The following is a 25,912-nucleotide window of genomic DNA, read 5'->3' on the forward strand; positions in this document are numbered from 1 at the left end:
GGGTTTGCTGTGCGTTCGTCCCGCTAACGGCCGATCTTCCGTTTGAGGGAGTCCAGCAGATCGGTGATCTCCGTCAGGCCGAGGGGCCTGGCGAGGAGTACGACGACCAGGGCGACCACCGCGGTTCCCGCCCCGGCCGCGGCGAACGGCCCGAGGCCGTCGACGGCCCGGGCGACCCCGTGGCCGGCGGCGCCCGCGGGCAGGCAGGCGGTGAGGAGGCGCAGGTGGGTGCGCAGGGCCGTGGCGGGGCGTCCGCCCCGGCCACCGGCGCGCGGGCCGAGCCGGCGGGCGAGGGCGTACCCGGTCATGGCGGCGCCCGCCGTGAAGGCGACGGCGGAGGAGGCGGCCATCCCGGTCACGGCCCAGCGGGTGGGCAGCAGGAGGTAGGCGGCGTAGCTCAGGGCCGCGTTCAGGGCGACGACGACCAGGTTGAGGAAGAACGGCGTCCTGGTGTCCGAGAGGGCGTAGAAGCCGCGCGAGAGCACGTACTGCGCGCAGAAGCCGATCAGGCCGGGGGCGAAGGCGATCAGCATGCCGGCCATGACCCGGACGTCGGCGGGGGTGTTCTCCCCGTATCCGGCGGCGCAGTCCATCAGCCAGGGGGCGAGCGCGGCGAAGGCCGCGGCGGCCGGGACGACGAAGGCGGCGCCGGCGCGCAGCGCGTAGGAGATGTCCGCACGGACGGAGGCGAGGTCGCCCTCGTCGGCCGCCGCGCTCATCCGGGGCATGAGGGCGGTCACCAGGGAGACGGTGACGATGCCCTGCGGGACGACCCACAGCTGGTAGGCATAGGTGTAGGCGGCGTAACCGGATCCGTCGGCTTCGTGGCCGACGGAGGTGGAGAGCCTGGTCACCACCCAGTAGGCGATCTGGTTGGTGAGCACGAGCACGACCAGCCAGCCCGCGTTGCGCAGGGGGCGGGCGAGGCCGCTGCCGCGCCAGTCGAAGCGGGGTCGCCAGCGGAAGCGCGCGGCCCGCAGCGAGGGGACCAGGGCGAGGGCCTGGATCACTATGCCCGCGGTGGTGCCGAGTCCGAGGAGGCGGATCTCGCCGTCGGAGAGGCTCTCGGAGCCCCCGTGGGTGAGCTGAAGGAAGAGTCCGAACACGCCGATGACGACGAGGTTGTTGAGGACCGGCGTCCACATCATGGCGCCGAACCGGCCGCGGGCGTTGAGCACTTGTCCGAGGAGGGTGAAGAGCCCGTAGAAGAGGATCTGCGGGAGGCAGTACCGGGCCAGGGCGACGGTGGTGCTCAGGTCGGTGCCGGTGTAGCGGGGGGCGTACAGGCCGACGATCAGCGGACCGGCGAGGACGGCGACGGTGGTGAGCGCGACGAGGGCCACCGCGCAGGCCGTCAGCAGCCGGTCGGTGTAGGCGGCACCGCCGTCCTCGTGCTCCTTGGCGGCGCGCACCAGTTCGGGGACGAAGACGGCGTTGAGGGCTCCGCCGACGAGCAGCATGTAGATGATGTTCGGGACCGTGTTGGCGACGGCGTAGCCGTCGGCGCGGATCCCGCTGCCGAGGGCGGCGACGACCATGGCGGAGCGCAGGAAGCCGGTGGCGCGGGAGACGACGGACCCGGCCGCCATGAGCGCGCCGCTGCGCAGCACGGACGTGGATCCGGACCGGGGCCGGGCGGTGGTCCGGCCCGGGACCCCGGCGTCGGCGTCGGTCGTCCTGGTGTCGATGTCCGTCACGGGCGGACCGGACGGAGCGGGCGGACCGGAGGGAACGGGCGGACCGGAGAGAACGGGCGGACACACGCGCCCGTGTGGAGCGCGGAGTTGGTGTGGCCGTCCATCGAGGTCTCTCCCGTTTCGCCGAGCGTTTCGAGTGTGGAGGGTACCCCGGGCCGCCGGCGGGACCACTGCCGGGCGAGTTCCCCTCACCGGTAGGGCCTTTCGGCCTTCGCTGCGCGCCGAAGGTCCTTTCTCCGGCATTCCGCCCACTTTCTTTGTGACCGAGCGGCGACGATTCGGCTGCGGCCCATGTCACAAGGAGAAAAAAGATAAATTCGGTGATTTGGGCAACCTAACGTCGTCACGTTCGCTCCTTGCTTATGGACGATCTTTACTTCGGAGGGGTTTTCGTTGAGCCGTACACGTCGTACCGCACTGCCACGCCGTCCGTTCCCCCGGGGGCGCGGACGCCACGTCGCGCTCGCCGGAGGAGCCGCGCTGCTGGCCGCCGCGCTCACCGCCTGCGGGAGCACCGGCTCCGGCGCGGGTGCGGACGGCAAGGCGGGGGCGAAGGGGAAACCGGCCATGGCGGTCGCAGTGAAGTTGACGGGCGACCAGGTCAAGGCCGGTGAGCCGGTGACGGTGACCCTGGCCGACGGCACGTTGGCGCAGGTGAAGGTGACGGACGCCAAGGGCGGGGAGATGCCCGGGCGGATATCCGCCGACGGGAAGACCTGGACCTCCGAGCGCAATGCCTCGCCGGGCACCGATTACAAGGTCGAGGCCCAGGACACCGAAAGTCGCGGCGCGAGCGCACAGTTCAAGACCTCGGCCGCCGACAAGGTGAACAAGGTCTCGATCAACATTCCCAAGGGCAGCACGGTGGGTGTGGCGATGCCCGTCTCGCTCGTCTTCGACAATCCGGTGAAGAACAAGGCCGAGGTCGAGAAGCAGCTGAAGGTCACCACCTCGAACAACACCGAGGGGTCCTGGGGTTGGGTCAAGGACTACTCCGGGAACGACCGGGTGGACTGGCGGCCCAGGGAGCACTGGAAGTCCGGTACCGACGTGAAGGTGGAAATGAACCTGAACGGCGTGGACTCCGGTTCGGGGGGCGGCCTCTTCGCCCGTGATTACACCACCGAGTTCAAGGTGGGCAAGGACCGCCGCATGGAGGTCGACCTCGCCACCAAGGAGATGTCGGTGTCCGAGGACGGTCGGGTCGTGAAGACCATTCCGGTCTCCGCGGGCACGCCCGGCGGCCAGAAGGCCTCCTGGTCCGGGAAGATGGTGCTGATGGCCAAGGAGGGCACCATCCGGATGGACTCCCAGACGGTGGGCCTGGGCAACTCCTACGACAAGATGGTCGACTACTCGATGCGGCTGACCTGGTCGGGCATGTACGTCCACGCCGCCCCGTGGAACAACGCCAACTTCGGCAACGCCAACACCAGTTCCGGCTGCGTGGGCATGAGCGACGCCGAGGCCAAGTCCTTCTACGGGCAGGTACAGGTGGGCGACCCCTTCGAGGTGGTCGGCGAGGGCTCCAAGGGCAATGCCGACCTGGGCAACGGGTACGGCGAGTGGAACCTGTCGTGGGACGCCTGGAAGGCCAAGAGCCAGGCCGGCGGTACGCAGGCCGGCTGATCCGGCGGGCGCGCGGCCGGAGAGCCGCCTCCTCCGGCCGCGCGACTGACTCTCGTTCAATTGTTACCGCTACGTAACTTACTCACGGGTTACCAGCGGTAAGCCTCCCCCGTTACCGTCGGGTCACTTCGGACCCCGGCGTACGCGAGGAGCGATCGATGGCACTCCGCCCCCACACCGCAGCAGCCGTGGCGGCCGTGCTCACGGCAGCCGCCCTGGGCCTGGCCCCCCACCAGGCCCAGGCGGCCCCCACCGCCACCACCGCAGCCTCCCCCGAGCTGCGTTTCCACGACATCCCCGGCTCCGGCGGCATCACGCTCAAGGGCAACGTCTTCACCCCGGCGGGCGCCAAGGCCGGCCAGAAGTTCCCGCTGATCGTGCTGCCCACCAGTTGGGGCATGCCGCAGATCGAATACATCGTCCAGGCCAGGCAACTCGCCGACGCCGGCTACGTGGTGGTCTCCTACACCTCGCGCGGCTTCTGGCTCTCCGGCGGCGAGATCGAGACCGCCGGCCGCGCCGACATCGCGGACGTCTCCGCCGTCATCGACTGGGCCCTGGCCACCACCCCGGCCGACCCGGACCACGTGGGCCTCGGCGGGGTCTCCTACGGCGCCGGCATCAGCCTCCAGGCCTCCGCCCACGATCCCCGGATCAAGGCCGTGGTCGCGCTCAGCGGCTGGGCCGACCTGATCGAGTCCATCTACTCCGGCCGCACCCAGCACCTCCAGGCCGCCGGGCTGCTCGGCGGCGCCGGTTACCTCACCGGCCGGCCCGGCCCCGAACTCCAGAAGGTCCTGGGCGACTTCCTCGGCTCGAAGCTGGAGAACGAGCAGGCGATGATCGACTGGGGCCGCGAGCGTTCCGCCGTCGAACAGATCGACCGGATCAACGCCAACGGCGCCGCGATCATGCTGGGCAACGCCTGGGGCGACACCATCTTCCCGCCCAACCAGTACGCCTCCTTCTTCGAGAAGCTCACCGGCCCCAAGCGCCTGGAACTGCGCCCCGGCGACCACGCCACCGCCGAGGGCACCGGCCTGCTCGGCCTGCCCAACGACACCTGGACCAGCGCCCACCGCTGGTTCGACCGCTACCTCAAGGGCGAGCGCAACGGCGTCGACACCGAGGCCCCGGTGCGCATCAAGTCCCGTACCGACAGCGGCTACGAGAACTACGCCGACTGGAAGTCGGTGGGCTCCGGCGGATCCGAGAAGATCGCGCTCGACGACAGCAAGCACGTCTTCGCCAACATCGACTCGGGGGCCAACGGCGGAGTGGTGCTGCTCTCCAGCGTCCTCGACCAGTTCTTCAAGGCGCCCCCGACGGTGTCGGTCCCGCTCCTGCCCCGGTCCTTCGCCGCGGTCTGGCAGTCCGGCCGCTATGACCGCGAGCGCCGCGTCCGCGGCACGGCCCGCCTGCACACCACCGTCACGCCCACCAAGGGCGACGGCACCTTCGTGGCGTACCTCTACGACGTCGGCCCCCTGGGCATCGGCAAGTTGGTCAGCAACGCCCCGTACACCTTCCACGGGAAGACCCCCGGGCAGTCGTTCGCGGTGGACCTGGATCTCTTCTCCACCGCCTACGACGTGCCCGAGGGCCACCGGCTCGCCCTCGTCGTGGACACGGTCGACCCGCTCTACATCGAGCACAATCCCTCGGGCGCGCAGCTGACCTTCTCCTCGCCGCGGACCGATCCCAGTTGGGTCTCGGTGCCGCTGCGCGAGCAGTGATCCACGACTGCCGCCGGGCGGGGACGGCCCGTCCCCGCCCTCACCTCTCCGGCAGTGCCGTTTCCGGATCGGTGGGGACGATGTCCACCGCCGTGGTCTTGGGGCTGTGGCGCTCGCGCCGGGCCACCCAGGTGGCGAACCAGGACAGCAGCATGCACATGCCGATGTAGATCGGCGAGATGATCATCACGACCGGGATGAAGGGCAGGTCGTAGTCCAGGTTCGAGGCGATCAGCTTGCCCGCGTGCAGGAACTCCTCGTAGGTGATCAGGAATCCCAGCGAGGTGTCCTTGAGGGCCACGACCAACTGGCTGATGATCGTGGGGAGCATCGCCCGCACCGCCTGCGGGGCGAGGACGTGGGCCATGACCTGCGTCTTGCGCATGCCGAGCGCGTACGCCGCCTCGCCCTGGCCCCTCTCCACGGCGTTGATGCCCGTACGGAAGACCTCGGCCAGCACCGACCCGTTGTACAGGGTCAGCCCGGCCACCAGGGCGGGCAGCGGCTGCACCTTGAGCGCCACGAAGATGAAGAAGATCATCACCAGGACCGGCATGGCCCGGAAGAACTCCACGCACAGCGTCGCCAACCAGCGCAGGGGCCGGTGCACCGACAGCCGGCCCGTGGCGAGCACCGCCCCCAGCAGCAACGAGAGAACCGCCGCGTACGCGAAGGCCTTGAGGGTGTTGCCCAGGCCCCTGAGCAGCAGCTCCTGGATGCCCTCGTAGGTGAAGGGGCTCCACTTGGCGGAGGTGAACTGGTCGGTTTCGAAGAGCAGGTAGAGGATCCAGCCCAGCAGCGCGAGGATCACCACCGTGGAGCCGATCCCGTAGAGCAGGTGCCGCTTGCGGGCCTGGGGTCCCGGGATGTCGTAGAGGGCGGTGGACTGCGTGTCCCCGTGGAGCGCGTGCGCGGTCATCGGGCGACTCCGTAGCGCTTCTCCAGCACGTGGAAGAGCGCGCTGATGGACAGGGTGATGATCAGGTATCCGACGGCGATCCAGACGAAGGTCCAGACGATGCTGTAGCCCAGCTCGTTGAGGGTCTTGTAGGTGCCCAGCAACTCCGTGACGCTGAAGGCGCCGGCGATGGCGGAGTTCTTGGCCAGGGCGATCAGGGTCGAGCCGATGGGCGGGATCACCGACCGGAAGGACTGGGGCAGGACCACCGTGCCGAGGGTCTGACCGAAGGACATGCCGAGGCTGCGGGCGGCCTCGCCCTGCCCCTTGGGGACGGTGTTGATGCCCGAGCGCAGCACCTCGCAGATGAACGCGGAGGTGTAGCAGCCCAGCGCGAGGACGGCGAAGAGCTGGAAGGGCAGGACCAGTCCGAAGCGGGGCAGGCCCAGCAGGACGGCGAAGAACAACAGGGTGAGCGGGGTGTTGCGCAGGACCGTCACCCAGACCGTGCCGAGGACCCGCAGGGAGCCGATGGGCGCGACCCGGAAGGAGGCCATGACGAAGCCCAGGACCAGGGCGAGCAGGGAGGCGTAGACGGTCAGTTCGACGGTCCCGAGGAAGCCCTCGCCGTACAGGGCGAAGTTGTCGGTCAGTACTTTCATCGCGGTGCGTACTCCCCTCAGCCCGCCGGGTAGCGGTCGATGGGCGGCGGGGTCGGGGCCGGCTCTCCGGAGAGGCCGAGCGTGACCTCGTAGGCCTTCTTCCAGTCGCCGTTCTTCTCGTGCGCGGCGAGGGCGTCGTCGAGGGCGAAGCGCAGCGCGTTGTCCGAACGCGGGACGCCGACGCCGTAGGGCTCCTGGGAGAAGGGCTTGCCGACCACCTTGAGTTCGTCGGGGACCTTGGCGGCATAGCCGAGGAGGATGGAGTCGTCGGTGGAGACGGCGTCGACCTGGTAGGTGAGCAGGTTGTCCACGCAGACCGAGTAGGTGTCGTAGGCGACGAGGATCGCCTTCGGGAACTCCTTCTGGAGCCGCTGGTAGGGGGTGGAGCCGGCAGCCGAGCAGACCTTCTTGCCGGCGAGGTCCTCGGGGCCCTTGATGTCCTTCTCGTCCTTGCGGACCAGCAGGGACTGCCCGGCCATGAAGTACGGGCCGGCGAAGCCGACCTGCTTCTTGCGGTTGTCGTTGATCGTGTAGGTGCCCACGTAGTAGTCGATCTGGCCGTTCTGCAGGGCCGTCTCGCGGTTGGCCGAGGCGATCGTCTTGAACTCGATGGTCTTGGGGTCGAAGCCCAGCGAGGCGGACATCATCTTGGCGATCTCGATGTCGAAGCCGGAGTAGCGGCCGCTCGCGGGGTCCTTCTCCCCCATGTACGGCTGGTCCTCCTTGACGCCGACCACGAGGTGGCCGCGCTTCTTCGCCCGCTCCCAGGTGGGCGACTCGGGCAGCCGGAAGTCGGTGGCGATCCGGTACGCGGGAAGGTCCTCGGGCTGGGGTCCCTTGACCGGGGGGCTGCCGGACTTGCCGCAGGCCGCGAGGGCGAGCAGGGCCAGGGCGAGGGCGAGGGCGCGCAGGGTCAACAGGGTGTGCTTCATCGGGCCGCCCCTCAGTGCTTGAGGATCTTGGAGAGGAAGTCCTTGGCGCGCTCGCTCTCGGGAGCCGTGAAGAACTCCTCCGGGGTGCGGTCCTCGACGATCCTGCCGTCGGCCATGAAGACGACGCGGTTGGCGGCGGAGCGGGCGAAGCCCATCTCGTGGGTGACCACCACCATCGTCATGCCCTCGGCGGCGAGCTGCTGCATGACCTCCAGCACCTCGTTGATCATCTCCGGGTCCAACGCGGAGGTCGGTTCGTCGAAGAGGAGGGCCTTGGGGCTCATGGCGAGGGCGCGGGCGATGGCCACGCGCTGCTGTTGGCCGCCGGAGAGCTGTGCGGGGAACTTGTCCGCCTGGTCGGCGAGGCCGACCCGGTCGAGGAGTTCGCGGGAGCGCTTGTCGGCCTCGTCCCGCTTGCGCTTCCTGACCTTGATCTGGGCGAGGGAGACGTTCGCCAGGACGGTCTTGTGCGCGAAGAGGTTGAAGGACTGGAAGACCATGCCCACCTCGGCGCGCAGTTGGGCCAGCTCCTTGCCCTCCTCGGGGAGGGGCCGGCCGTCCAGGCTGATCGTTCCCGACTCGATGGTCTCCAGCCGGTTGATCGTCCGGCAGAGGGTGGATTTCCCCGAGCCGGAGGGGCCGATGATCACCACCACCTCCCCGCGGCCGACGGTGAGGTCGATGTCCTGGAGGACGTGCAGGTTTCCGTAGTGCTTGTTCACTGCCCGCAGCTCGATCAACGGATCGACGGCCATACGCTGCCCTGCCCACTTGTCGGTGTGTCGAGGTCAGCGCAAACTATCCAGCCGTCGGAGTGGACTTCGCCCCGACACGCGTAAAAGCGGCATAAAGCACATGGGCCCTTTTTTCAGTCCGGCCCGTGCCGGCCGCCCCCGTCAGCCCTCGGAGGCCTCGGCGTAGGCCTGACTCAGCTCGGGCGAGCCGGTCATGGCCCAGGAGACTCCGGAATCGATCACGTTGAGCTCCCGGCCCGAGACGAGGCGGATCATCGGCTGGCCGTTGGGCCACACCTGCCAGCGCGCGCCCCCGATGGTGCGGACCACCACGGTCCCGAGGTAGAAACCGGCGTCGTTGCCCAGCCAGGGCACGATCTCGGGGTCCCGGCGCCAGCGCGGCATCAGCTGGTCGAGGGCCTCCAACGAGGCGGGGGTCTGGTCCAGTTCGAGACCCGCCGCCCGCGCCTGGGCGCGCAGCATCTCGCATTCCGAGAACAACTCGGCGGCGCCCTCGGGGTCGTCCGCGAGGGCGGCGGCGAGTCCCGCACCCCGTTCCGTTTCGTGCCGGTTCCGCCAGTTGGCCAGGAAGGGGATGTTCATACCGAACAGCCTGGCACCAGGATCCCCGGCCGGCCACAGGGCGCGCCTGGATCCGTTTCAGAGCTCCAGGTCGACGACGACCGGCGCGTGGTCGGAGGCTCCCTTGCCCTTGCGCTCCTCGCGGTCCACGTAGGAGTCCTTGACCGCCTTCGCGAAGGGCTCGTTGCCGTAGACGAGGTCGATGCGCATGCCCCTGTTCTTGGGGAACGCGAGCATGCGGTAGTCCCAGAAGGTGTAGGGGTGGTCGTACTTGAGGGCCCGGGGGAAGACGTCGGAGAGCCCGACGGACCGCAGTGTCTCCAGCGCCGCCCGCTCCTCGGGGGTGACGTGGGTCAGGCCCGCGAAGACCGCCGGGTCGTAGACGTCCTCGTCGGTCGGCGCCACGTTGAAGTCGCCGAGCACCGCGAACGGACGCGGGCCGGCCGCGTCTTCGGCGACGGCGCCGGCCAGCGCGCGGAACCAGTTCAGCTTGTAGCCGTAGTGGTCGTGCTCGACCTCGCGTCCGTTCGGCACGTACACCGACCAGACGCGCACGCCGCCGCAGGTCGCGGAGATCGCGCGGGGCTCCTGGACGCCCTCGTAGTCGGGCCCGTCGGGCAGGCCGAGGACCACGTCCTCCAGGCCGACCCGGGAGAGCAGGGCCACGCCGTTCCACCGGCCGGTGGCGTTGACGGCCGACTCGTAGCCCAGCTCCCGCAGCTCGGCGGCCGGGAACTGCTCCGCCGAGCACTTGGTCTCCTGGACGCAGAGCACGTCCGTGCCCGAGCTCTCCAGCCAGGCCAGCAGGCGCGGCAGCCTGGCGGTGATCGAGTTGACGTTGTAGGTGGCGATACGCATGCCCACCAACCTACCGCCCGCCACCGACAGTCACAGTGCGGCGCTCTCTCCCGCCGCCAGCCTGCTGTGGGGTGCGCCGCCGAGGCCGTCCAGGGCCGAGTCGTAGATCGGCCGCGCGATGTCGGAGAGGTAGGCGTCGTGGATGTCGATGGCCCGGCGCGGCTTGACCTCGCGGACGTAGTCCACCACTTCGGCGACCTTGTTCCAGGGGGCGTGCACCGGGATCATCAGCGTGTCCACCGGAGCGTCCGGCACCGTCAGGGCGTCGCCGGGGTGGAACAGGGAGGCGTCCACGAGGAAGCCCACGTTGGTGATCCGGGGGAGGTCCGGGTGGATCACGGCGTGCAGCTCGCCGTGGACCTGCACCTCGAAACCGGCGGCGGAGAAGGTGTCCCCGTGGCCCACGGTGTGCACCCGGCCCGGGTACGCGGCGGAGAGCCGGTCGGCGACGCTGCGCAGGGTCCACACCTCGGCCGCCGGGTTGGCGTCGAGGGCCGCGCGCAGGCGGCCCTCCTCGAAGTGGTCCGGGTGCTCGTGCGTGACCAGCAGCGCCTCGGCGCCGAGGCCCGCGTCCGCTTCGCTGAAGGCGCCCGGGTCGATGACGAGCGTGCGCCCGCCCTTTTCCAACTGGACGCAGGAGTGCAGCCGTTTGGTGAGCTTCATGATCCCACTCTATGGGCTGTCCCGTAATCCCTGGTGGGCGCGCGGCGTCGGCTACGGCACCTCGCCGCGTTGTCGGAACGCCCGAATACGTCCAGTATTCGGGCGTCCCTCCGCCTTGCGATGCACCGCATCCGACGCCGCGCGCTGATCCACCACGCATTACGGGACAGCCCTTAGGGAACGGTGGTGGAGACGACGTAGACCCTCGGGTTCTTCGGGTTGGTCAGGTCGACGGTGACGTCCCGGGTGGGGCGGGGGTCCTGGGCCTCCAGGGTGGTGCCGGACCACTTGTGCTTCTTGCTCCAGCTCCAGCCCGCGACCTTGGCGTCGTGCTCGGAGATCGACACCCCCGGGGTGAGCGCCCCGCGGCTGGTGCCGAGGTCGGCCAGGAAGACGTCGAGTTCCTTGGGAGTCAGCCCGAACTGGACGTACAGCCGGCTGGTGTGCCAGTTGTTCGTCTCCAGGTAGCCCACGAGCGAGGCCATCATCGGGATGGGGACCTCGTACACGCTGCGCTGCACCTTGGAGGGCCAGGCCTCGCGGACCTTGACGGCGCCGACGCGGGCCGCCTTGTCCCGGCCGCTCTCGCGGCTCTGTTGCGCCGATACGGCGAGGTAGCCCGCCGGGACCCCGACGAGCAGCAGGATGATGATCGCGGTGATCCACCGGCGGCGTACGGTGCGGCGCCGGTCCTCGCGGGACTCCGAGGGGGGCGGCGGGGTGGCTCCGGAGTCGGGGGACGGGGCCTGTCTGGGCAGGGAGGGCGGGGTCACTGCTGTTCCTGGTCCTCGGGGGCGGTGGCGGAGGCGGAGCGCCACCCGAGCTGCGCGTAGCGCTCGTGGCGTTCGACCCGCCGGCGCGTGGCCCGGCGGAAGCGGCGGGCCACGAGCCGGGCGAGGTCGGCGGCGCCGACCATCCCGGCCTCCGGGCCCAGCTCGGCCTTGGCGATCCTGGCCTCGGGGCGGTAGCCGCGGCCGGTCAGGTGGCGGCGGAAGGCCTCCCGGGCGGGACCGATGAGCAGGTCGTCGGCGGCGCTGACACCGCCGCCGATGACAAAGCAGGAGGGGTCGAGGGCCGCGGCGAGGTTGGCGATGCCGACGCCGAGCCACTGGCCGATGTCCTGGAGCAGCTCGACGCACATGGCGTCGCCCTCGCGGGCCAGCTCGGTGATGAGGGGCCCGGTGATCTCCTGGACGTTGCCGCCGACGCGGGCGATGATGTCGTGCGCCACCGGGGAGTCGGCGGCCGCCAGCTCGCGCGCCTCGCGGACCAGGGCGTTGCCGGAGCTGTACTGCTCCCAGCAGCCGCGGTTGCCGCAGGGGCAGCGGTGGCCGCCGGGGACCACCTGCATGTGGCCGAACTCGCCGGCCACTCCGTAGCGGCCGCGCTTGACCTGGCCGCCCTCCAGGATGGCGCCGCCGATCCCGGTGCCGAGCGTGATCATGACGAGGTGGTCCTCGCCGCGACCGGCGCCGAAGCGCCATTCGGCCCAGGCCGCGGTGTTGGCATCGTTGTCCACCATGACCGGGACCACCAGGCGGGACTGGAGGGCGTCGCGCAGCGGCTCGTCGCGCCAGGCCAGGTGGGGGGCGAACAGGACGCGGGAGCGGTCGGCGTCGACCCAGCCCGCGGCGCCGATGCCGACGGCGTGCACGTCGTGCCGGTCGGACAGGTCGAGGACCAGCTCGACGATGGTGTCCTCGACGACCTTGGGGCTCTTGGACTTGTCCGGGGTCTCGGCCCGGATCTTCTCCAGGATGACCCCGTCGGCGTCGACGACGCCGGCCATGACCTTGGTGCCGCCGATGTCGATGCCGACGGTCGGTACCCTCGGGGCCGTCAGCAGGGACCGGCGCTCGCGGGTCCCGACGGTCCGCAGGACGGTGCCCCGCGCCGCCCCCCGGTGGGCGAGCGTGAAGTCCCGGTACGTGCTCATCGAGTCGTGTCGTCCCTGTCGCCGGCCGGATCGGATGGGTTGCTCGTTCCTGATTCTGCCACCCGCTCCAGCTCGTGGCTCAGCTCGTCCAGCTCCGAGCCGCCCGCCATCTGCCGGGTCAGCTCGTCCAGGGTGATCGAGTCGCGGGTGTGGTTGCCGGCCATGGTGCCGCGCTTGAGGAGGACGAAACGGTCCCCGACCAGGTACGCGTGGTGCGGGTTGTGGGTGATCAGGACCACGCCGAGGCCCGCGTCGCGGGCGGCGGCGACGTACTTGAGGACCACGCCGGACTGCTTGACGCCCAGGGCGGCGGTGGGCTCGTCCAGGACGAGGACCTTCGCGCCGAAGTACACGGCGCGGGCGATGGCGACGCACTGGCGCTCGCCGCCGGACAGGGTGCCGATGGGCTGGTCCACGTCGCGCAGGTCGATGCCCATGCGCAGCAGCTCGGCGCGGGTGGTCCGGCGCATGTGGTCCACGTCGAGTCGGCGCAGGGGGCCGCGGCCCTTGGTGGGCTCGGAGCCGAGGAAGAAGTTCCGCCAGACCGGCATGAGCGGGACGACGGCGAGGTCCTGGTAGACGGTGGCGATGCCGTGGTCGAGGGCGGCGCGCGGGTTGGCCAGTACGGTCTCCTCGCCCTCGATCTCGAAGCTGCCGGCGTCGTGCCGGTGCAGCCCCGCGATGATCTTGATGAGGGTGGACTTGCCCGCGCCGTTGTCGCCGAGCACGCAGGTGATCTCGCCGGCCGAGACCTCCAGGGAGACGCCCTGGAGGGCGCGGATGTTGCCGTAGTGCTTGCTGACGTCCGTCAGTCTCACCAGGGGGGCCGTGTCCGGCGCCGTGTCCTTGGTCATGCGCTCGCCCGTCACTTGCTGGCCTCCGCCCGCTTGCGCACCCACGCGTTGAGCAGCGTGGCCAGCAGCAGCATCCCGCCGAGGAAGAACTTGAACCAGTCCGGGTTCCACTGGGCGTAGACGATGCCGTTGCTGGTCATGCCGAAGATGAAGGCGCCGACGGCCGAGCCGATCGCCGAGCCGTAGCCGCCGGTCATCAGACAGCCGCCGATGACGGCCGCGATGATGTAGAGGAACTCGTTGCCCACGCCCTCGCCCGACTGGACCACGTCGAACGAGAACAGGATGTGCTGGCCGGAGATCCAGGCGCACAGCGCGACGCCCATGTAGAGGCCGATGCGGGTCTTGACGACGGGCACGCCGGTGGCGCGGGCCGCGTCCGCCCCGCCGCCGACGGCGAAGATCCAGTTGCCGGCGCGGGTGCGCAGCAGGATCCAGGTGGCGACCACCACGAGGGCCAGCCACCACAGGATGGTCACCTTGAGGGTGACCGAGCCGATGTTCCACTGCGAGGCGAACAGGGCCCGCGCCGAGGAGAAGCCCTCCATGTCGGCGATCGACTTGGTGGAGACGGACCCGCTGATCAGCTTGGTGAAGCCGAGGTTCAGCCCGGTCAGCATCAGGAAGGTGCCCAGCGTGATGATGAAGCTGGGCAGTTTGGTGCGGGTCAGCATGAACCCGTTGAAGAACCCGATGGCCAGGGTGACCAGCAGCGACACGAGGACGCCGACCCACACGTTGGCGGTCATCTGGTAGCTGAACATCGAGCTGAACAGCGCCGAGGTGGTGACCATGACGCCGGCGGACAGGTCGAACTCGCCGCCGATCATCAGCAGGGCCACCGGTACGGCCATGATGCCGATCGTGGAGGCCGAGTACAGGATCGTGCTGAGGCTGGAGGTCCGCAGGAAGCTGTCGGCGGCGAAGGAGAAGAAGACGAAGACGGCGACGGCGCCGACGACCGCGCCCAGCTCGGGGCGGGCCAGCAGCCTGCGGACGAGGGAGGCCGGCGCGAGCCGTTCGTCGGCGACGGGGGCGGTCGTGCTCATCGGCTGCCCCGCTTGATGTACTTCTCCAGCTCGGCGGCCTGGGTCCCGGTGACGATCTGGGGCCCGGTCAGCACCGGACGGCCGCCGCCGAGGACGTCGGCGTTGTAGCGGTAGAGCCACAGCAGGTCGACCGCCTCGTACCCCTGGAGGTAGGGCTGCTGGTCGACGGCGAAGCCGAGGGCGCCCGACTGGAGGTCGCGGGCCACGGACTCGTTGAGGTCGAAGGTGTCCACCTCGGCCTTGCTGCCGGCCGCCTCCTTCGCCTTGACGGCGGTGGGCGCGAAGGGGGCGCCCAGGGTGAGGATGGCGTCCACGGAGGGGTCGGCCTGGAGCTTGGCCTGGAGGGCGGCCTGCACGGACGGCATGTTGGTGCCCTCCACGTAGAGGTTCTCCATGCTGCCGGCGAAGGTCTTCTTCGCCCCGGCGCAGCGCTGCTCGTGGCCGACGTTGCCCTGTTCGTGCAGGACGCAGACGGCCTTCTTGCGGCCCCGCTTGGTCAGCTCGGTGCCGACCGCCTCGCCCGCGATCTCCTCGTCCTGGCCGATGTGGGCCAGGGCCCCGTACGCGGCGGACTGGGCGGATCCCGAGTTGACGGTGATCACCGGGATGCCCGCCTTCACGGCCTTGGCGACGACGTCCTTGAGGGCGTCGGGCTTGGCCAGGCTGACGATGATGCCGTCGACCTTCTGGTCGATCGCGTTCTGCACGAACTGGGCCTGCTGCTGTGCCTGGTCGTCGTGCGCGTAGACGAAGTTGATGTTGTCCTTCGCCGATGCCTCCTTGGCACCCTTCTGGACGATGTCCCAGAAGGTGTCGCCGTCGCCCGCGTGGGTGACCATCGCGAAGGTCCATTTCGGCGTGGACACGGCGGGCCGGCCCGCCTCGGCGGCCTTCGCCCGCTCCTCGGCGCGCTTGCCGCCGGTGCTGCTGCAACCCGCGAGGGAGGCTCCCAGTACCACCGCGAGCACGGCGCCCACGACGCGTACCCCTGTCCGAACCCTAGCCACGTCGCCGCGCCCTTCCCTCGTCACCAATTCGGTCATTCCGTTTCCGGCCGACCAGTATCCGCCACAGTTGACCATGCGGGGCCATCGGGGCACGCGCCGGCGGATTGACAGGTCCCCCGGAGGGGGTCACGTTGAGTGCATGCGCATCGGGCTCATCGGAACGGGGCGGATCGGCTCGTTCCACGCGGCCACCCTGGCCCGCCACCCGGACGCCGGCTCGCTGCTGCTCGCCGACGCCGACCCGGCGCGGGCCGTACGACTCGCGGAGCGGCTGGGTGCCACGGCCGCCCCCTCGGTCGAGCAGGTCTTCACCTGGGGCGTGGACGCCCTGGTCGTCGCCTGCGCCACCGAGGGCCACGCCGGGCTGGTCGTACGGGCGGTGCGCGCCGGGCTCCCGGTGTTCTGCGAGAAGCCGCTGGCCCCGGACCTGACACGGAACCTGGCGGTGCTGCGCGAGGTGACGGCCGCCGGCGGGACCCTCCAGGTGGGCTTCATGCGCCGTTTCGACGCGGGGTACCGGACCGCGCGGGAGCTGGTCCGTTCGGGCGCGCTCGGTCGGTTGCACACCGTACGGACGACGACCGCCGATCCCGCGCCGCCGACGGCCGCGTACCTGGCGACCTCGGGGGGCCTGTACCGGGACTGCCTGGTGCACGACTTCGACGTGGTGCGGTGGGTCACCGGGCGCGAGTTCACCGAGGTCTACGCGGTCGGTTCCGACGCGGGGCCCGCGCGGTTCCGGGAGGCCGGGGACGTGGACACCTGCGCGGCGCTCGCCACCCTGGACGACGGGACGCTGGTCTCCTCCACGGGCACCCGGTGCAACGGCGCCGGGTACGACGTGCGGATGGAGCTGGCCGGCGAGCGGGACCAGGTCTCCTCCGGGCTGGACGACCGGACCCCGATCGCCTCGACCGAACCGCAGGGCCCGCCCCCGGCGAGCAAACCGTGGTCCGGGTTCCTGGAGCGTTTCGCGCCGGCCTACGAGGCGGAGCTGACGGCGTTCGTCCGGTTGGTGCGCGGGGAGGACGTCAACCCCTGCGACGGCCGGGACGGCCTCGCGGCCTTCCGCGTGGCGGAGGCCTGCGAACGGTCCCGGCGGGAGCGGCGCCCCGTGCGCCTGGAGGAGCTGCCGGATCTGTGAGGGGGCCGTGGGGGGCTCGCGTGGTGTGGGGGGCTCGGGCGGCATGAGGACCACCGTAGGACCGGTGATCAAGCCCGCAGCAGCCCAATGTCGGCCAAACCCCGGCCCGTCAGCCGGCGGCACGGCGGCCCCAGGCGGTGCCTGCCAGGACCAGCGCGGCGCCCGCGAAGCCGGCGGCGCCGAGGTGTTCGCCGCCGATGGCGGTGCCCGCGGCGGCGGCCCACAGCGGTTCGGTGCCCAGCAGCAGGCTGACGCGCGAAGGCGAGGTGCGGCGTACGGCCCACATCTGCACGAAGAAGGCGAACAGGGTGCAGAAGACCGACAGGAAGGCGAGCCCGGCCCATTCGGCGGCCCCGAAGTCCGCCGCCGCCGCCCAGGGCGAGGACCCGGTGCCGGGGACGGCGGCCAGGAGGGCGAAGAGCAGGACGCAGGTGCCGAGCTGGACCGTGGTCAGGGAGAGCGCGTCCGCGTCCTGGACGGCCTTGATCCGGGCCATGAGCAGCACGTGCAGGGTCCGGGCGAGGGCGGCGCCCAGGATGAGCAGGTCGCCGAGGCCGGGGGCGGCGATCCCACCGCCCTGGGTGAGCAGGACGACGCCGGCCACGGAGACCGCGGCGGCGCCGAGGAAGCCGGCGGAGGGGGCGGTGCGCCGGACGGCGGCCTCGGCGAGCGGGGTGAAGATCATGGTCAGGCTGATGATCAGGCCGGCGTTGGTGGCGGAGGTGTGCACCACCCCGTAGGTCTCCAGCAGGAAGATCCCGCCGAGCACGAGGCCCAGCAGGCCCGCCCCGCGGATCTGGGCGGCGCTCAGGGCGCGCAGTCCGCGCCGACCGGCGAGGACGAGGGCGGGCAGCACGAGGGCGAAGCGCAGCACGAGCACGGCGATCACGGTGTGCGGGGTGGTGACCCCCTTGGCCGCGAGGTAGCTGCCGCCCCAGACGACGGCGACCAGCAGGACGGGCAGGTCCGCGAGCCAGGCCCGGCGGGGGGCGAGGGCGGGGGCGGGGGGGGCGAGGGCGGACACCGGGGCGACTCCGACGGCTGGGAAGGGCGGTGGAGACGTCGGCGGCTCGCACGGGGGCGGGCCCACGGTAGCGGAGACGATCTTCGCCGTCGACCGCGTTCCGGGGCCGCCGCCGCACGACGGCCGGGGCCCGTCCGACCGGGCGCCCGCCCCGGCGCCCGACCCGACGCCCCGACGCCCCGACCCGACGCCGCGCGTCCGGTCGCCGCGTCCGCCCCGCGGGCCCGGTCGGCGTCAGTCGCCCATCGTGCCGAAGGAGGCCCGGCCCGTCCGCCGGTAGGTGTGGGCGGCCACGCCGTTCGGGGTGGTCCGGGAGGCGGTCAGCTCGAAGGCCGTCGGGAGTCCGCCGATCGGGAAGAGGCGCCGACCCGCGCCGAGGACGACGGGGAAGACGAGCAGGTTCAGCTCCTCGACGAGGTCCCGCGCCAGCAGCCACTGGGCCAACTGCCCGCTGCCGTGTACCTGGAGCTCCCCGTCGGTGGCGTCCTTGGCCCGGACCACCTCCGCCTGGAGGTGCTCGCCGTCGATGACGGTGGCGCCCTCCCAGGCGGGCTCCTTGAGGGTGGTGGAGGCCACGTACTTGGGGAGGTGGTTGAGGCGGCTCGCGATCGGGTCGGCCGGGTCGTCGTGGCGTGGCCAGTAGGCGGCGAAGATCTCGTACGTCCGGCGGCCGAGGAGGAAGGCCCCGGCGCGGTCGAACACCTCGGTGACGCACTCCCCCATGCCGGCGTCGGCGAAGGGTGCGACCCAGCCGCCGTGCGCGAAGCCGTCGCTGGTGTCCTCCTCGGGCCCGCCCGGGGCCTGCATCACTCCGTCGAGGCTCAGGAAGGTGGTGAGGGTGAGCTTTCCCATGGTGGCGCGCTCCTCGGTCGGTCGGCGGGCCCGCCCGCGGGACCCGTACGCCCTTCCAGACTCCCGCCGGGCCCCGATCTCATCGGTGCGGCGCGCCGGCCGTGGCGGAGACCGCCCCCGGGTACGCCTACGGGGCGCACCGCGTGCGGTGCGCCCCGTAGGACGGTGCCCTGGCCCCGGGGGTGTCGGCCCCCGGGGCGGTCGTTGGGCGGAGCGGGCGGGATTCAGCCGCCGAGCTCCTGGTGACGGGCGGCGTGCGCGGCGGCGCCGGCCTCCGTCAGCGAGCCGAACAGGCGCAGGCGGGAGAAGCCGCCGTCCGGGAAGATGTCGATGCGCACGTGCGTGCCGACCGCCGGGGCGTCCAGGACGAAGCGGTGGTTGGTGTCGGGCTGCAGGCGGGTGCGCGGCAGGAACTCCGTCCACTCGCCGTCCTCGCCCGTCTTGACGGACAGCGAGGCCCAGCCGGCCGAGTTGCCCTTGAGGTAGGCGGTGTCGATCTCGACGGCGCGGATCTCGGAGTCGGCGACCAGCTGGTAGCGGATCCAGTCGTTGCCGTTGTCACGGCGACGGGCGGTCTCCCAGCCGTCGTCCATCTTGCGGGAGCGGCCCGGGTTGATGGTGTTGGTCGGCGGCGAGTAGAAGCGGTTGGACGCGTCCTCGACCGAGCCGCCGTTTTCCAGGGCGACCACGTCGAAGGTGCCGAGCGTGGCGAGCCACTTCGGGTCCGGGACGACCTCGCCGTAGACGCGCAGGCGGGCGATGCCGCCGTCGGGGTGCTGGTTGACGCGCAGGTGCGTGAAGCGCTGCTCGGCGTCCACCACGAAGCCGTTGGCCGCGTGGCCGCCGACCGGGGTGCGCGGGACCAGGGTGGTCCACTTGACGTCCTCGCCGAGGAGTTCCTCGGGCGTGGGGGCGCCGACGACCGAGGTGCCCTCGACGGAGACGGCCTGCGGCATGTTGCCGCGGAAGTGGGCGGTGTCGACGACGATGCCGCGGATGACGCCGGGGGCGCCGAGGCGGACCAGGGCGTAGTCGTGGTCCTCCGGGGTGGGCCACGGCTGGGTGGCGGAGACGCCGCGGCGACGGCGGGTCTCCCAGCCGTCCATGACCTTGCCCTTGTGACCGAAGTGCTCGGGGTCGAAGTGCGCGGCCTCGGCGATGAGGAGGTTCTCGCGCTCGGCGAAGAACTCGTCGTTGGCGAAGGTGACACCGGCGCCGAGCTCACGGGCGGCGAGGTTCGCGTACTGGGTGAACGGGAAGTCCGCGGTGCGGTAGTCCGCGTACGGGTCGCCGCCCCCGTACGGGTTCGCGTTGCCGGTGAAAGAAGCCAGTTCAGTCGAACGCTGTGCCACTGTCAGTTCTGCCTTTCAAGGAGGAGGCCCGTGGGCTCGGACGGGGTGCCGTGGTCGGCGATGCGCGTGCCGCGCAGCCAGGTGGACTTCACGACGCCGTGCAGGGTCTTGCCCGCGTACGCCGTGACCTGGTTGCGGTGGTGCAGGTGGACCGGGTCCACGGTGAAGGTCTCTTCGGGGGCCAGTACGGCGAAGTCGGCGTCACGGCCGACCTCGATGGCGCCCTTCTGCGCGAGTCCGGCCAGCGTGGCCGGGGCGGCGGACATCCAGCGGACGACGTCCTCCAGGGAGCGCCCGCGCTTCCTGGCCTCGGTCCAGATCGCCGGCAGGCCCAGCTGGAGGGAGGAGATGCCGCCCCACGCGGTGGCGAAGTCGCTGGTCTTGAGGTCCGCGGTGGAGGGGGAGTGGTCGGAGACGATGCAGTCGATCGTGCCGTCGGCGAGCGCGTCCCAGAGCAGGTCCTGGTTGGCGGACTCGCGGATGGGCGGGCAGCACTTGAACTCGCTCGCGCCGTCCGGCACTTCCTCGGCCGTGAGGGTGAGGTAGTGCGGGCAGGACTCCACGGTGATCCGTACGCCCTCGGCCTTGGCGGCGGCGATCAGCGGCAGCGCGTCGGAGGAGGACAGGTGCAGCACGTGGACGCGGGCGTTGAGCCGGCGCGCCTGGGCGATCAGGTTCTGGATCGCGGTGTTCTCGGAGTCCCGCGGGCGGGAGGCGAGGAAGTCGGCGTACTTGGGGCCCGGCACCTGCGGAGCGGACTCCAGGTGGTGCGGGTCCTCGGCGTGCACGATCATCAGGCCGCCGAAGCCGGTGATCTCGGCGAGCGAGGTGGCCAGTTGGTCCTGGTCCAGCTCGGGGAACTCGTCCACGCCGGAAGGCGACAGGAAGCACTTGAAGCCGTAGACCCCGGCGTCGTGCAGGGGGCTCAGGTCCTTGACGTTGTCCGGCAGGGCGCCGCCCCAGAAGCCGACGTCCACGTGCGCCTTGGCGCGGGCGACCTCCTGCTTGACGCGGAGGTTGTCGACCGTGGTGGTCGGCGGCAGGGAGTTGAGCGGCATGTCGAGGATGGTGGTGATGCCACCGGCCGCGGCGGCGCGGGTGGCCGTCCAGAACCCTTCCCACTCGGTGCGTCCCGGGTCGTTCACGTGGACGTGGGTGTCGACCAGGCCGGGGAGCAGGACGTCGTCGCCGAAGTCCTCCAGCCGGGCTCCGGCCGGTACCTCGGCCTCGTACGCCAGCACGGCCGTGATCTTCCCGTCGGCGACGGCCACCGAGGCGGCGCGCGTCCCCTCGGGGGTGATGACGCGCGTCGAGCGCAGTACCAGTTCCACAGCCACGTCGGCCACCGGAACCTCCCCATCTACTTCCACAGAGCGAAATTCAACGTTCTGTTGACGGAGTCTTCACCGCGATCCGGGACCCGTCAAGAGCGACCGGACGGAGCACCGACCCACTTCTGCCGCAATTGGATGTTTCCACAGGATGGAATTAAGATTTCACTATCCAGAATGTAGCTACCACCACGGGGAGCCGGGCCGGTAGGTTCCCAGGGCGTCCACCACCAGGACAAACCCCCTCTGACCGGCGGGGACGGCAAGGCCCCGGCTCTAGGGCCGGCGCCGACCGACCGGTAGGCTGCTTGCTTGCCTGCCAGCACCGAAAGGACCGCGCCGTGCCGACGTCCAGCGCCAGCACCACCGACGCTTCCGCCAAGCCCACCGCCGCCAGCGGTGGCGTCCAGTCCCTTGAGCGCGCCTTCGATCTGCTCGAACGCATGGCCGATGCCGGAGGCGAAGTCGGCCTCAGCGAGCTCTCCGCCGCCAGTGGCCTGCCGCTGCCGACCATCCACCGCCTCATGCGCACCCTCGTGGCGTGCGGCTACGTACGCCAGCAGCCCAACCGACGGTACTCCCTGGGCCCCCGCCTGATCCGGCTCGGCGAGTCCGCCTCGCGGCTCCTGGGTACGTGGGCCCGCCCCTACCTCGCCCGCCTGGTCGAGGAGACCGGGGAGACCGCGAACATGGCCCTCCTGGACGGGGACGAGATCGTCTACGTCGCCCAGGTGCCGTCCAAGCACTCGATGCGCATGTTCACCGAGGTCGGCCGGCGGGTGCTGCCGCACTCCACCGGCGTGGGCAAGGCGCTGCTCGCGTACACCCCCGCGGACGAGGTGCGTGCCCTGCTGGCCCGTACCGGGATGCCGGCCGCGACCGAGAAGACCATCACCACGCCCGAGGGCTTCCTGGAGGCCCTGGAGAAGGTCCGGCTGGCGGGCTACGCGGTCGACGACAACGAGCAGGAGATAGGAGTCCGCTGCCTCGCCGTCTCGGTGCCGAACTCGCCGACCGCCGCCGCGATCTCCATCTCGGGCCCGGCGGGACGCGTGACCGAGGCCGTGGCCGAGTCCTTCGTGCCGATCCTCCAGGGAGTCGCCGCCGAGCTGTCGGTGGCCCTCCAGAGCCAGAACCCGGCCTAGGCCGGGCCCGGCCCGTACGTCGAAGGGCCCCGGCCCCCTCACACGGAGGGGGCCGGGGCCCTTCGACGTACGCGGACGCCGCGCCCCGCGCTCAGGCGGTGAGGGACTCCACCGCGAGGCTGCCGTCGGCCATCACCGCCGTACGGTCCATCCGCTCCAGGTGGGCGTGGTCGTGGGTGACCAGCACGGTGGCGGTCGCACGCTCACGGGTCAGGTTGACCAGCAGGTCGAGCACGGCCGCGCCGCGCTCGTGGTCGAGGGCGCTGGTGGGCTCGTCGACGAGGAGCACGGAGGGCTCGTTCATCAGGGCCCGGGCGATGTTCACGCGCTGGCGCTGCCCGCCGGAGAGCTGGTGGGGCCGCTTGTCGGCCTTGTCGGCCAGACCCACCGCGTCCAGCAGCTCCAGCGCGCGCCGGCGCAGCTGACGGGCAGGGCGCCCGGAGAGGTGGGCCATCACCTGGAGCTGCTCGGCGGCCGTCAGCGAGGCCAACAGGTTGGGCTGCTGGAAGACGATGCCGATCTCCTCCCGGCGCAGGGCCGCCTTCTCCGCGGCGCCGATCCGCGCGGTGTCCCGGCCCGCGACCACCACCCGCCCGGAGTCCGGGGTGACCAGGGTGGCGGCGACGGCCAGCAGGCTGGACTTGCCGGAGCCGGAGGGGCCGACCACGGCGGTCAGGGTGCCGGCGGGCACCTCCAGGGACACCGCGTCGAGGGCGGTGAGCCGGCCGTCCCCGTCGGGGTAGGTCAGCGTGACGTCGTGGACGAGGAGGGTCATCGGGCGCTCCCGAGGGCGGTCAGCGGGTCGACGGCGGTGATCCGCCGGATGGACAGGGCCGCGCCCAGCGCACCGAGCGCGATCATGATCGCGGCGGGCACCAGCACGGTGGCGGTGTCGAGCACGAAGGGCACGTCACCGCCGCTGATCAGCGCGCCGAAGCCGGCCGCGAGGGCGGTGCCGGCGCCGGTGCCGATCGCCAGCATCACGACGGCCTGCCCGAGGGCGTCCTTGAGGAGGTACGGGGTGGAGGCGCCGAGCGCCTTCAGGACGGCGATGTCCCCGCTGCGCTGGATGGTCCACACCGTGAAGAAGGCCCCTATGACCAGCGCGGAGATGGCGAAGAGGAACCCGCGCATCAGCTGGAGGGAGCCGTTCTCGGCCTGGTAGGACCCTATGGCGCCGAGCGCCTCGTCGACGGTCAGCGTGCTGCTGCCGGCCGCCTTGTCGCCGGCCGCCCAGTCCACGTTCCCGGAGCCGGTGAGGGCGATGACGGTGGCGAGCGTCTCCGGGGACGTGCCCGGGTTCCCGATGCGCTGCCAGTCGTTGAGGTCCATCCAGACCACGGGGGTGTGGCTGTAGGAGGCGGTCCCGGAGACGGCGGCGACGGTCAGCTCCAACGGGCCGATCTTGAGCTTGTCGCCGGCGCCGATCCCGCCCAGCTCCTCGGCCGCCTTCTCGCTCAGGACCACGGAGCCCTGGGCGAGACCGGCTCCGGCGGGCGCGAGCGTTCCGGTCGACTCGACGCCGAAGACGGAGACGCCGACGGTGCGCTCACCCGAGAGGGCGTTGGTGGTGCGGATCCCGAGGGGCTGCGCCGAGCCGACCCCCGGGCGGGCGCGCCAGTCCCGCCAGGCGCTCTCGGGCAGCTGGGAGTTGGTGAAGGAGACCTTCTGGTCCCCCGGTGGCGCGGCGAAGGCCAGCCGGGAGGCCGGCAACGAGGTGATCCCCGAGACGTTCTCCCGGGCCAGGCCGGCCGTGAGCCCGGACAACAGGCCGACCAGCAGCGTGATCAGCAGGACGACGGAGCCCATCAGGGCGAAACGGCCCTTGGCGAACCGTAGATCTCTCCATGCGACGAACATGTTCCCCACCCTGGTCTTCCGCGTGGACACAAGGCATCGCGCCACAGTAGAGATCCTCGTATCGAAGGAGGTACCGGGACATCGAACTTTCGGTTGACCGGGGGCCCCTCCCGGCGACTTACGCTGGTCCGGCCATGTCTGCTCCCCCGCGTACGCGCCCCCTCACCCCCGTCTCCCGTGTCCTGCGGCTGTGTCTGCACGCGCTGCTCCTCGGGCTGCTCGCGCTGGCCGCCGGGCGGGCCGTCACCGACTCCGCGCCCGGCGCCGGGTGGGTGATCGGCGCCTGCGCGCTGGTGGCCTGCGTCTACGCGGCCGGCGTACGGGCCCCCGTGGTGCGGCGCTCCCCGCGCGGCGGCGCGCTCTGGCTGGCAGCGCTGGGCCTGGCGTGGGCCGGGCTGCTGGTGGTCTCCCCCGAGGGACTGTGGATCGCCTTCCCGCTCTACTTCCTGGAGCTGCACCTGCTGCGGCTGCGGTGGGGGGTCGCGGCCGTCGCGGTCACCGCCTGCGCGGCCATCGGCGGGTTCCTCGCGCACAGCGACGCCCCCACCCCCGGCGCCTTCCTCGGGCCGCTGCTGGGCGGGGCGGTCGCGGTGGCCACGGTCCTCGGCTATCAGGCCCTGTACCGGGAGAGCGAACGCCGCCGCGAGTTGATCGAGGAGCTGATCGCCACCCGGGCCGAGCTGGCCGTCGCCGAGCGGGGCGCCGGGATCCTCGCGGAGCGCGAGCGCCTCGCCCGGGAGATCCACGACACCCTGGCCCAGGGCCTGTCCTCGATCCAGCTGCTGCTGCGCGCGGCGGAGCGCACCCTGCCCGAGGACGCACCGGCCGCCGAGCACATCGCCCGGGCCCGCGAGGCCGCCCAGGAGAACCTGGCCGAGGCACGCCGGTTCGTACGGGCCCTGACGCCCCCGGACCTGGAGCACGGCTCGCTCGCCGGGGCCCTGGAGCGGTTGTGCTCGGGGGTGCCCGGGCCGCGCGTGCGGTTCTCGGTCAGCGGCGCGCCCCGGGTGCTGCCCACCCCCTACGAGGTGGCCCTGCTGCGGATCGCCCAGTCGGCGCTGGCCAATGTGGTGCGCCACGCGGGGGCGGGCCGCGCCGAGATCACCCTGACCTTCATGGAGGCCTCCGTGACCCTGGACGTGGTGGACGACGGCAGGGGCTTCGAGCCCTCCTCGGCCCCCTCCGGCGACGGCGGCTTCGGACTGCCGGCGATGCGGGCGCGGGCCGAGACCCTGGGCGGGCTGTTCACCGTGGAGTCCGACCCCGGCCAGGGCACCGCCGTGGCCGTCACCCTGCCGTTGCCCGTGGAGGCACCGTGACCATCCGTCTCCTGCTCGCCGACGACCATCCCGTGGTCCGGGCGGGCCTGCGCGCGGTGCTGGACACCGAACCGGACTTCGCGGTGGTCGCGGAGGCCGCCACCGCCGAGCTTGCGGTGGAGCTGGCCGCCGAGGTGGAGGTGGACGTGGTCCTGATGGACCTCCAGTTCGGGGCCGGGATGCACGGCTCGGCGGCCACGGCGGCGATCACCGGGCGGGCCGGCGGGCCCCGGGTGCTGGTGCTGACCACCTACGACACGGACGCGGACATCCTGGCGGCGGTGGAGGCCGGCGCCTCCGGGTACCTGCTGAAGGACGCCCCGCCGGAGGAACTGGCGGCGGCGGTGCGCACGGCGGCGGCGGGGCAGTCGGCGCTGGCCCCGGCGGTGGCGCTGCGGCTGATGGACCGGATGCGGACGCCCTCGGAAGCCCTGACGAAGCGGGAGCTGGAGGTGCTCCAGCTGGTCGCGGACGGGCTGTCGAACCAGCAGGTCTCCAAGAGGCTCTTCCTCAGCCAGGCGACCGTCAAGTCCCACCTGGTGCACATCTACGCGAAGCTCGGCGTCGACTCCCGCACCTCGGCGGTGGCCGCTGCCGCGACCCGCCGCCTGATCCGCACCCCGTAGGGCCCGCGCCGCTGGGGGGGGG

Annotated in this window: 25 protein-coding genes; 6 read left to right on the forward strand and 19 right to left on the reverse strand. The window is 71.5% G+C overall.

Annotated features, from left to right (window positions below; translation table 11 throughout):
- Nucleotides 1-23: 23 nt before the first annotated feature.
- Nucleotides 24-1,697: a murein biosynthesis integral membrane protein MurJ gene (gene murJ / locus ACIOD1_RS15220; RefSeq protein WP_401902610.1), complete on the reverse strand. Its 1,674-nt coding sequence runs from the start codon at nt 1,695-1,697 to the stop codon at nt 24-26.
- A gap of 393 nt (nt 1,698-2,090) precedes the next feature.
- Between murJ and ACIOD1_RS15225 the strand changes: the two genes are divergently transcribed.
- Nucleotides 2,091-3,326: an Ig-like domain-containing protein gene (locus ACIOD1_RS15225; RefSeq protein WP_401902612.1), complete on the forward strand. Its 1,236-nt coding sequence runs from the start codon at nt 2,091-2,093 to the stop codon at nt 3,324-3,326.
- A 158-nt stretch (nt 3,327-3,484) separates the two neighbouring features.
- Entirely contained in the window at nt 3,485-5,062 is a 1,578-nt protein-coding gene (locus ACIOD1_RS15230; protein WP_365619189.1) for an alpha/beta fold hydrolase, read from the forward strand.
- A 40-nt stretch (nt 5,063-5,102) separates the two neighbouring features.
- Here ACIOD1_RS15230 and ACIOD1_RS15235 read toward each other — a convergent pair whose 3' ends face one another.
- From ACIOD1_RS15235 to ACIOD1_RS15290, 12 genes are all read right to left on the reverse strand, one after another.
- Entirely contained in the window at nt 5,103-5,981 is an 879-nt protein-coding gene (locus ACIOD1_RS15235) for an amino acid ABC transporter permease (RefSeq protein WP_365619191.1), read from the reverse strand.
- Nucleotides 5,978-6,622: an amino acid ABC transporter permease gene (locus ACIOD1_RS15240; protein WP_365619194.1), complete on the reverse strand. Its 645-nt coding sequence runs from the start codon at nt 6,620-6,622 to the stop codon at nt 5,978-5,980. The genes ACIOD1_RS15235 and ACIOD1_RS15240 overlap by 4 nt, the downstream gene beginning before the upstream one ends.
- A 17-nt stretch (nt 6,623-6,639) precedes the next feature.
- Nucleotides 6,640-7,554, reverse strand: coding sequence for a glutamate ABC transporter substrate-binding protein (locus ACIOD1_RS15245; RefSeq protein WP_365619197.1), 915 nt, complete (start codon nt 7,552-7,554; stop codon nt 6,640-6,642).
- A gap of 11 nt (nt 7,555-7,565) precedes the next feature.
- Nucleotides 7,566-8,309, reverse strand: coding sequence for an amino acid ABC transporter ATP-binding protein (locus ACIOD1_RS15250; RefSeq protein ID WP_365619199.1), 744 nt, complete (start codon nt 8,307-8,309; stop codon nt 7,566-7,568).
- A gap of 141 nt (nt 8,310-8,450) precedes the next feature.
- The gene (locus ACIOD1_RS15255; RefSeq protein WP_365619202.1) at nt 8,451-8,891 is read right to left on the reverse strand and encodes a DUF6278 family protein; all 441 of its coding nucleotides are present in this window, start codon (nt 8,889-8,891) and stop codon (nt 8,451-8,453) included.
- 57 nt (nt 8,892-8,948) lie between these two features.
- Nucleotides 8,949-9,728 (reverse strand): exodeoxyribonuclease III, encoded by a 780-nt coding sequence (locus tag ACIOD1_RS15260; RefSeq protein ID WP_365619205.1) that lies wholly within the window; start codon nt 9,726-9,728, stop codon nt 8,949-8,951.
- 30 nt (nt 9,729-9,758) lie between these two features.
- Nucleotides 9,759-10,391, reverse strand: a complete 633-nt coding sequence (locus ACIOD1_RS15265; protein WP_365619207.1) for an MBL fold metallo-hydrolase — start codon at nt 10,389-10,391, stop codon at nt 9,759-9,761.
- Between the two features lie 173 nt (nt 10,392-10,564).
- Nucleotides 10,565-11,164 (reverse strand): hypothetical protein, encoded by a 600-nt coding sequence (locus ACIOD1_RS15270; protein WP_365619210.1) that lies wholly within the window; start codon nt 11,162-11,164, stop codon nt 10,565-10,567.
- A complete protein-coding gene (locus ACIOD1_RS15275; RefSeq protein WP_365619213.1) occupies nt 11,161-12,327 on the reverse strand; it encodes an ROK family glucokinase in 1,167 nt (388 codons plus the stop codon). The genes ACIOD1_RS15270 and ACIOD1_RS15275 overlap by 4 nt, the downstream gene beginning before the upstream one ends.
- Nucleotides 12,324-13,181: an ATP-binding cassette domain-containing protein gene (locus ACIOD1_RS15280; RefSeq protein WP_401902618.1), complete on the reverse strand. Its 858-nt coding sequence runs from the start codon at nt 13,179-13,181 to the stop codon at nt 12,324-12,326. Before ACIOD1_RS15280 ends, ACIOD1_RS15275 begins: the two co-directional genes overlap by 4 nt.
- Before the next feature lie 11 nt (nt 13,182-13,192).
- Nucleotides 13,193-14,230, reverse strand: a complete 1,038-nt coding sequence (locus ACIOD1_RS15285; protein WP_401902620.1) for an ABC transporter permease — start codon at nt 14,228-14,230, stop codon at nt 13,193-13,195.
- Complete coding sequence (locus ACIOD1_RS15290) at nt 14,227-15,207, reverse strand: sugar ABC transporter substrate-binding protein (RefSeq protein ID WP_365619222.1); 981 nt, start codon at nt 15,205-15,207, stop codon at nt 14,227-14,229. Before ACIOD1_RS15290 ends, ACIOD1_RS15285 begins: the two co-directional genes overlap by 4 nt.
- Nucleotides 15,208-15,376: 169 nt before the next feature.
- Between ACIOD1_RS15290 and ACIOD1_RS15295 the strand changes: the two genes are divergently transcribed.
- Nucleotides 15,377-16,381, forward strand: a complete 1,005-nt coding sequence (locus ACIOD1_RS15295; protein ID WP_365619225.1) for a Gfo/Idh/MocA family oxidoreductase — start codon at nt 15,377-15,379, stop codon at nt 16,379-16,381.
- Nucleotides 16,382-16,490: 109 nt separating this feature from the next.
- Here ACIOD1_RS15295 and ACIOD1_RS15300 read toward each other — a convergent pair whose 3' ends face one another.
- From ACIOD1_RS15300 to allB, 4 genes are all read right to left on the reverse strand, one after another.
- On the reverse strand, nt 16,491-17,405 hold the full coding sequence (locus tag ACIOD1_RS15300; RefSeq protein WP_401902621.1) for a DMT family transporter: 915 nt from the start codon (nt 17,403-17,405) through the stop codon (nt 16,491-16,493).
- A gap of 234 nt (nt 17,406-17,639) precedes the next feature.
- Nucleotides 17,640-18,257, reverse strand: a complete 618-nt coding sequence (locus tag ACIOD1_RS15305) for a dihydrofolate reductase family protein (RefSeq protein ID WP_401902623.1) — start codon at nt 18,255-18,257, stop codon at nt 17,640-17,642.
- Between the two features lie 224 nt (nt 18,258-18,481).
- Nucleotides 18,482-19,609 (reverse strand): allantoicase, encoded by a 1,128-nt coding sequence (gene alc / locus ACIOD1_RS15310; protein ID WP_365619231.1) that lies wholly within the window; start codon nt 19,607-19,609, stop codon nt 18,482-18,484.
- 2 nt (nt 19,610-19,611) lie between these two features.
- The gene (gene allB / locus ACIOD1_RS15315) at nt 19,612-20,946 is read right to left on the reverse strand and encodes an allantoinase AllB (protein ID WP_401903063.1); all 1,335 of its coding nucleotides are present in this window, start codon (nt 20,944-20,946) and stop codon (nt 19,612-19,614) included.
- 335 nt (nt 20,947-21,281) lie between these two features.
- Here allB and ACIOD1_RS15320 point away from each other — a divergent pair, with 335 nt between their 5' ends.
- Entirely contained in the window at nt 21,282-22,085 is an 804-nt protein-coding gene (locus ACIOD1_RS15320) for an IclR family transcriptional regulator (protein ID WP_365619235.1), read from the forward strand.
- Between the two features lie 91 nt (nt 22,086-22,176).
- On the opposite strand, the gene ACIOD1_RS15325 is transcribed toward ACIOD1_RS15320, so the two are convergent.
- Together ACIOD1_RS15325 and ACIOD1_RS15330 are read right to left on the reverse strand one after the other, a co-directional pair.
- Nucleotides 22,177-22,860 (reverse strand): ABC transporter ATP-binding protein, encoded by a 684-nt coding sequence (locus ACIOD1_RS15325; protein WP_365619238.1) that lies wholly within the window; start codon nt 22,858-22,860, stop codon nt 22,177-22,179.
- Entirely contained in the window at nt 22,857-23,945 is a 1,089-nt protein-coding gene (locus tag ACIOD1_RS15330; RefSeq protein ID WP_401902626.1) for an ABC transporter permease, read from the reverse strand. Before ACIOD1_RS15330 ends, ACIOD1_RS15325 begins: the two co-directional genes overlap by 4 nt.
- 134 nt (nt 23,946-24,079) lie before the next feature.
- On the opposite strand from ACIOD1_RS15330, the gene ACIOD1_RS15335 reads away from it, so the two are divergent.
- Nucleotides 24,080-25,264, forward strand: coding sequence for a sensor histidine kinase (locus tag ACIOD1_RS15335; RefSeq protein ID WP_401902628.1), 1,185 nt, complete (start codon nt 24,080-24,082; stop codon nt 25,262-25,264).
- Complete coding sequence (locus ACIOD1_RS15340; RefSeq protein WP_401902630.1) at nt 25,261-25,890, forward strand: response regulator; 630 nt, start codon at nt 25,261-25,263, stop codon at nt 25,888-25,890. Before ACIOD1_RS15335 ends, ACIOD1_RS15340 begins: the two co-directional genes overlap by 4 nt.
- The last annotated feature ends 22 nt before the right edge of the window (nt 25,891-25,912 follow it).

It is taken from the genome of Streptomyces sp. NPDC088097, from assembly GCF_044741845.1.
Taxonomy (GTDB): domain Bacteria; phylum Actinomycetota; class Actinomycetes; order Streptomycetales; family Streptomycetaceae; genus Streptomyces.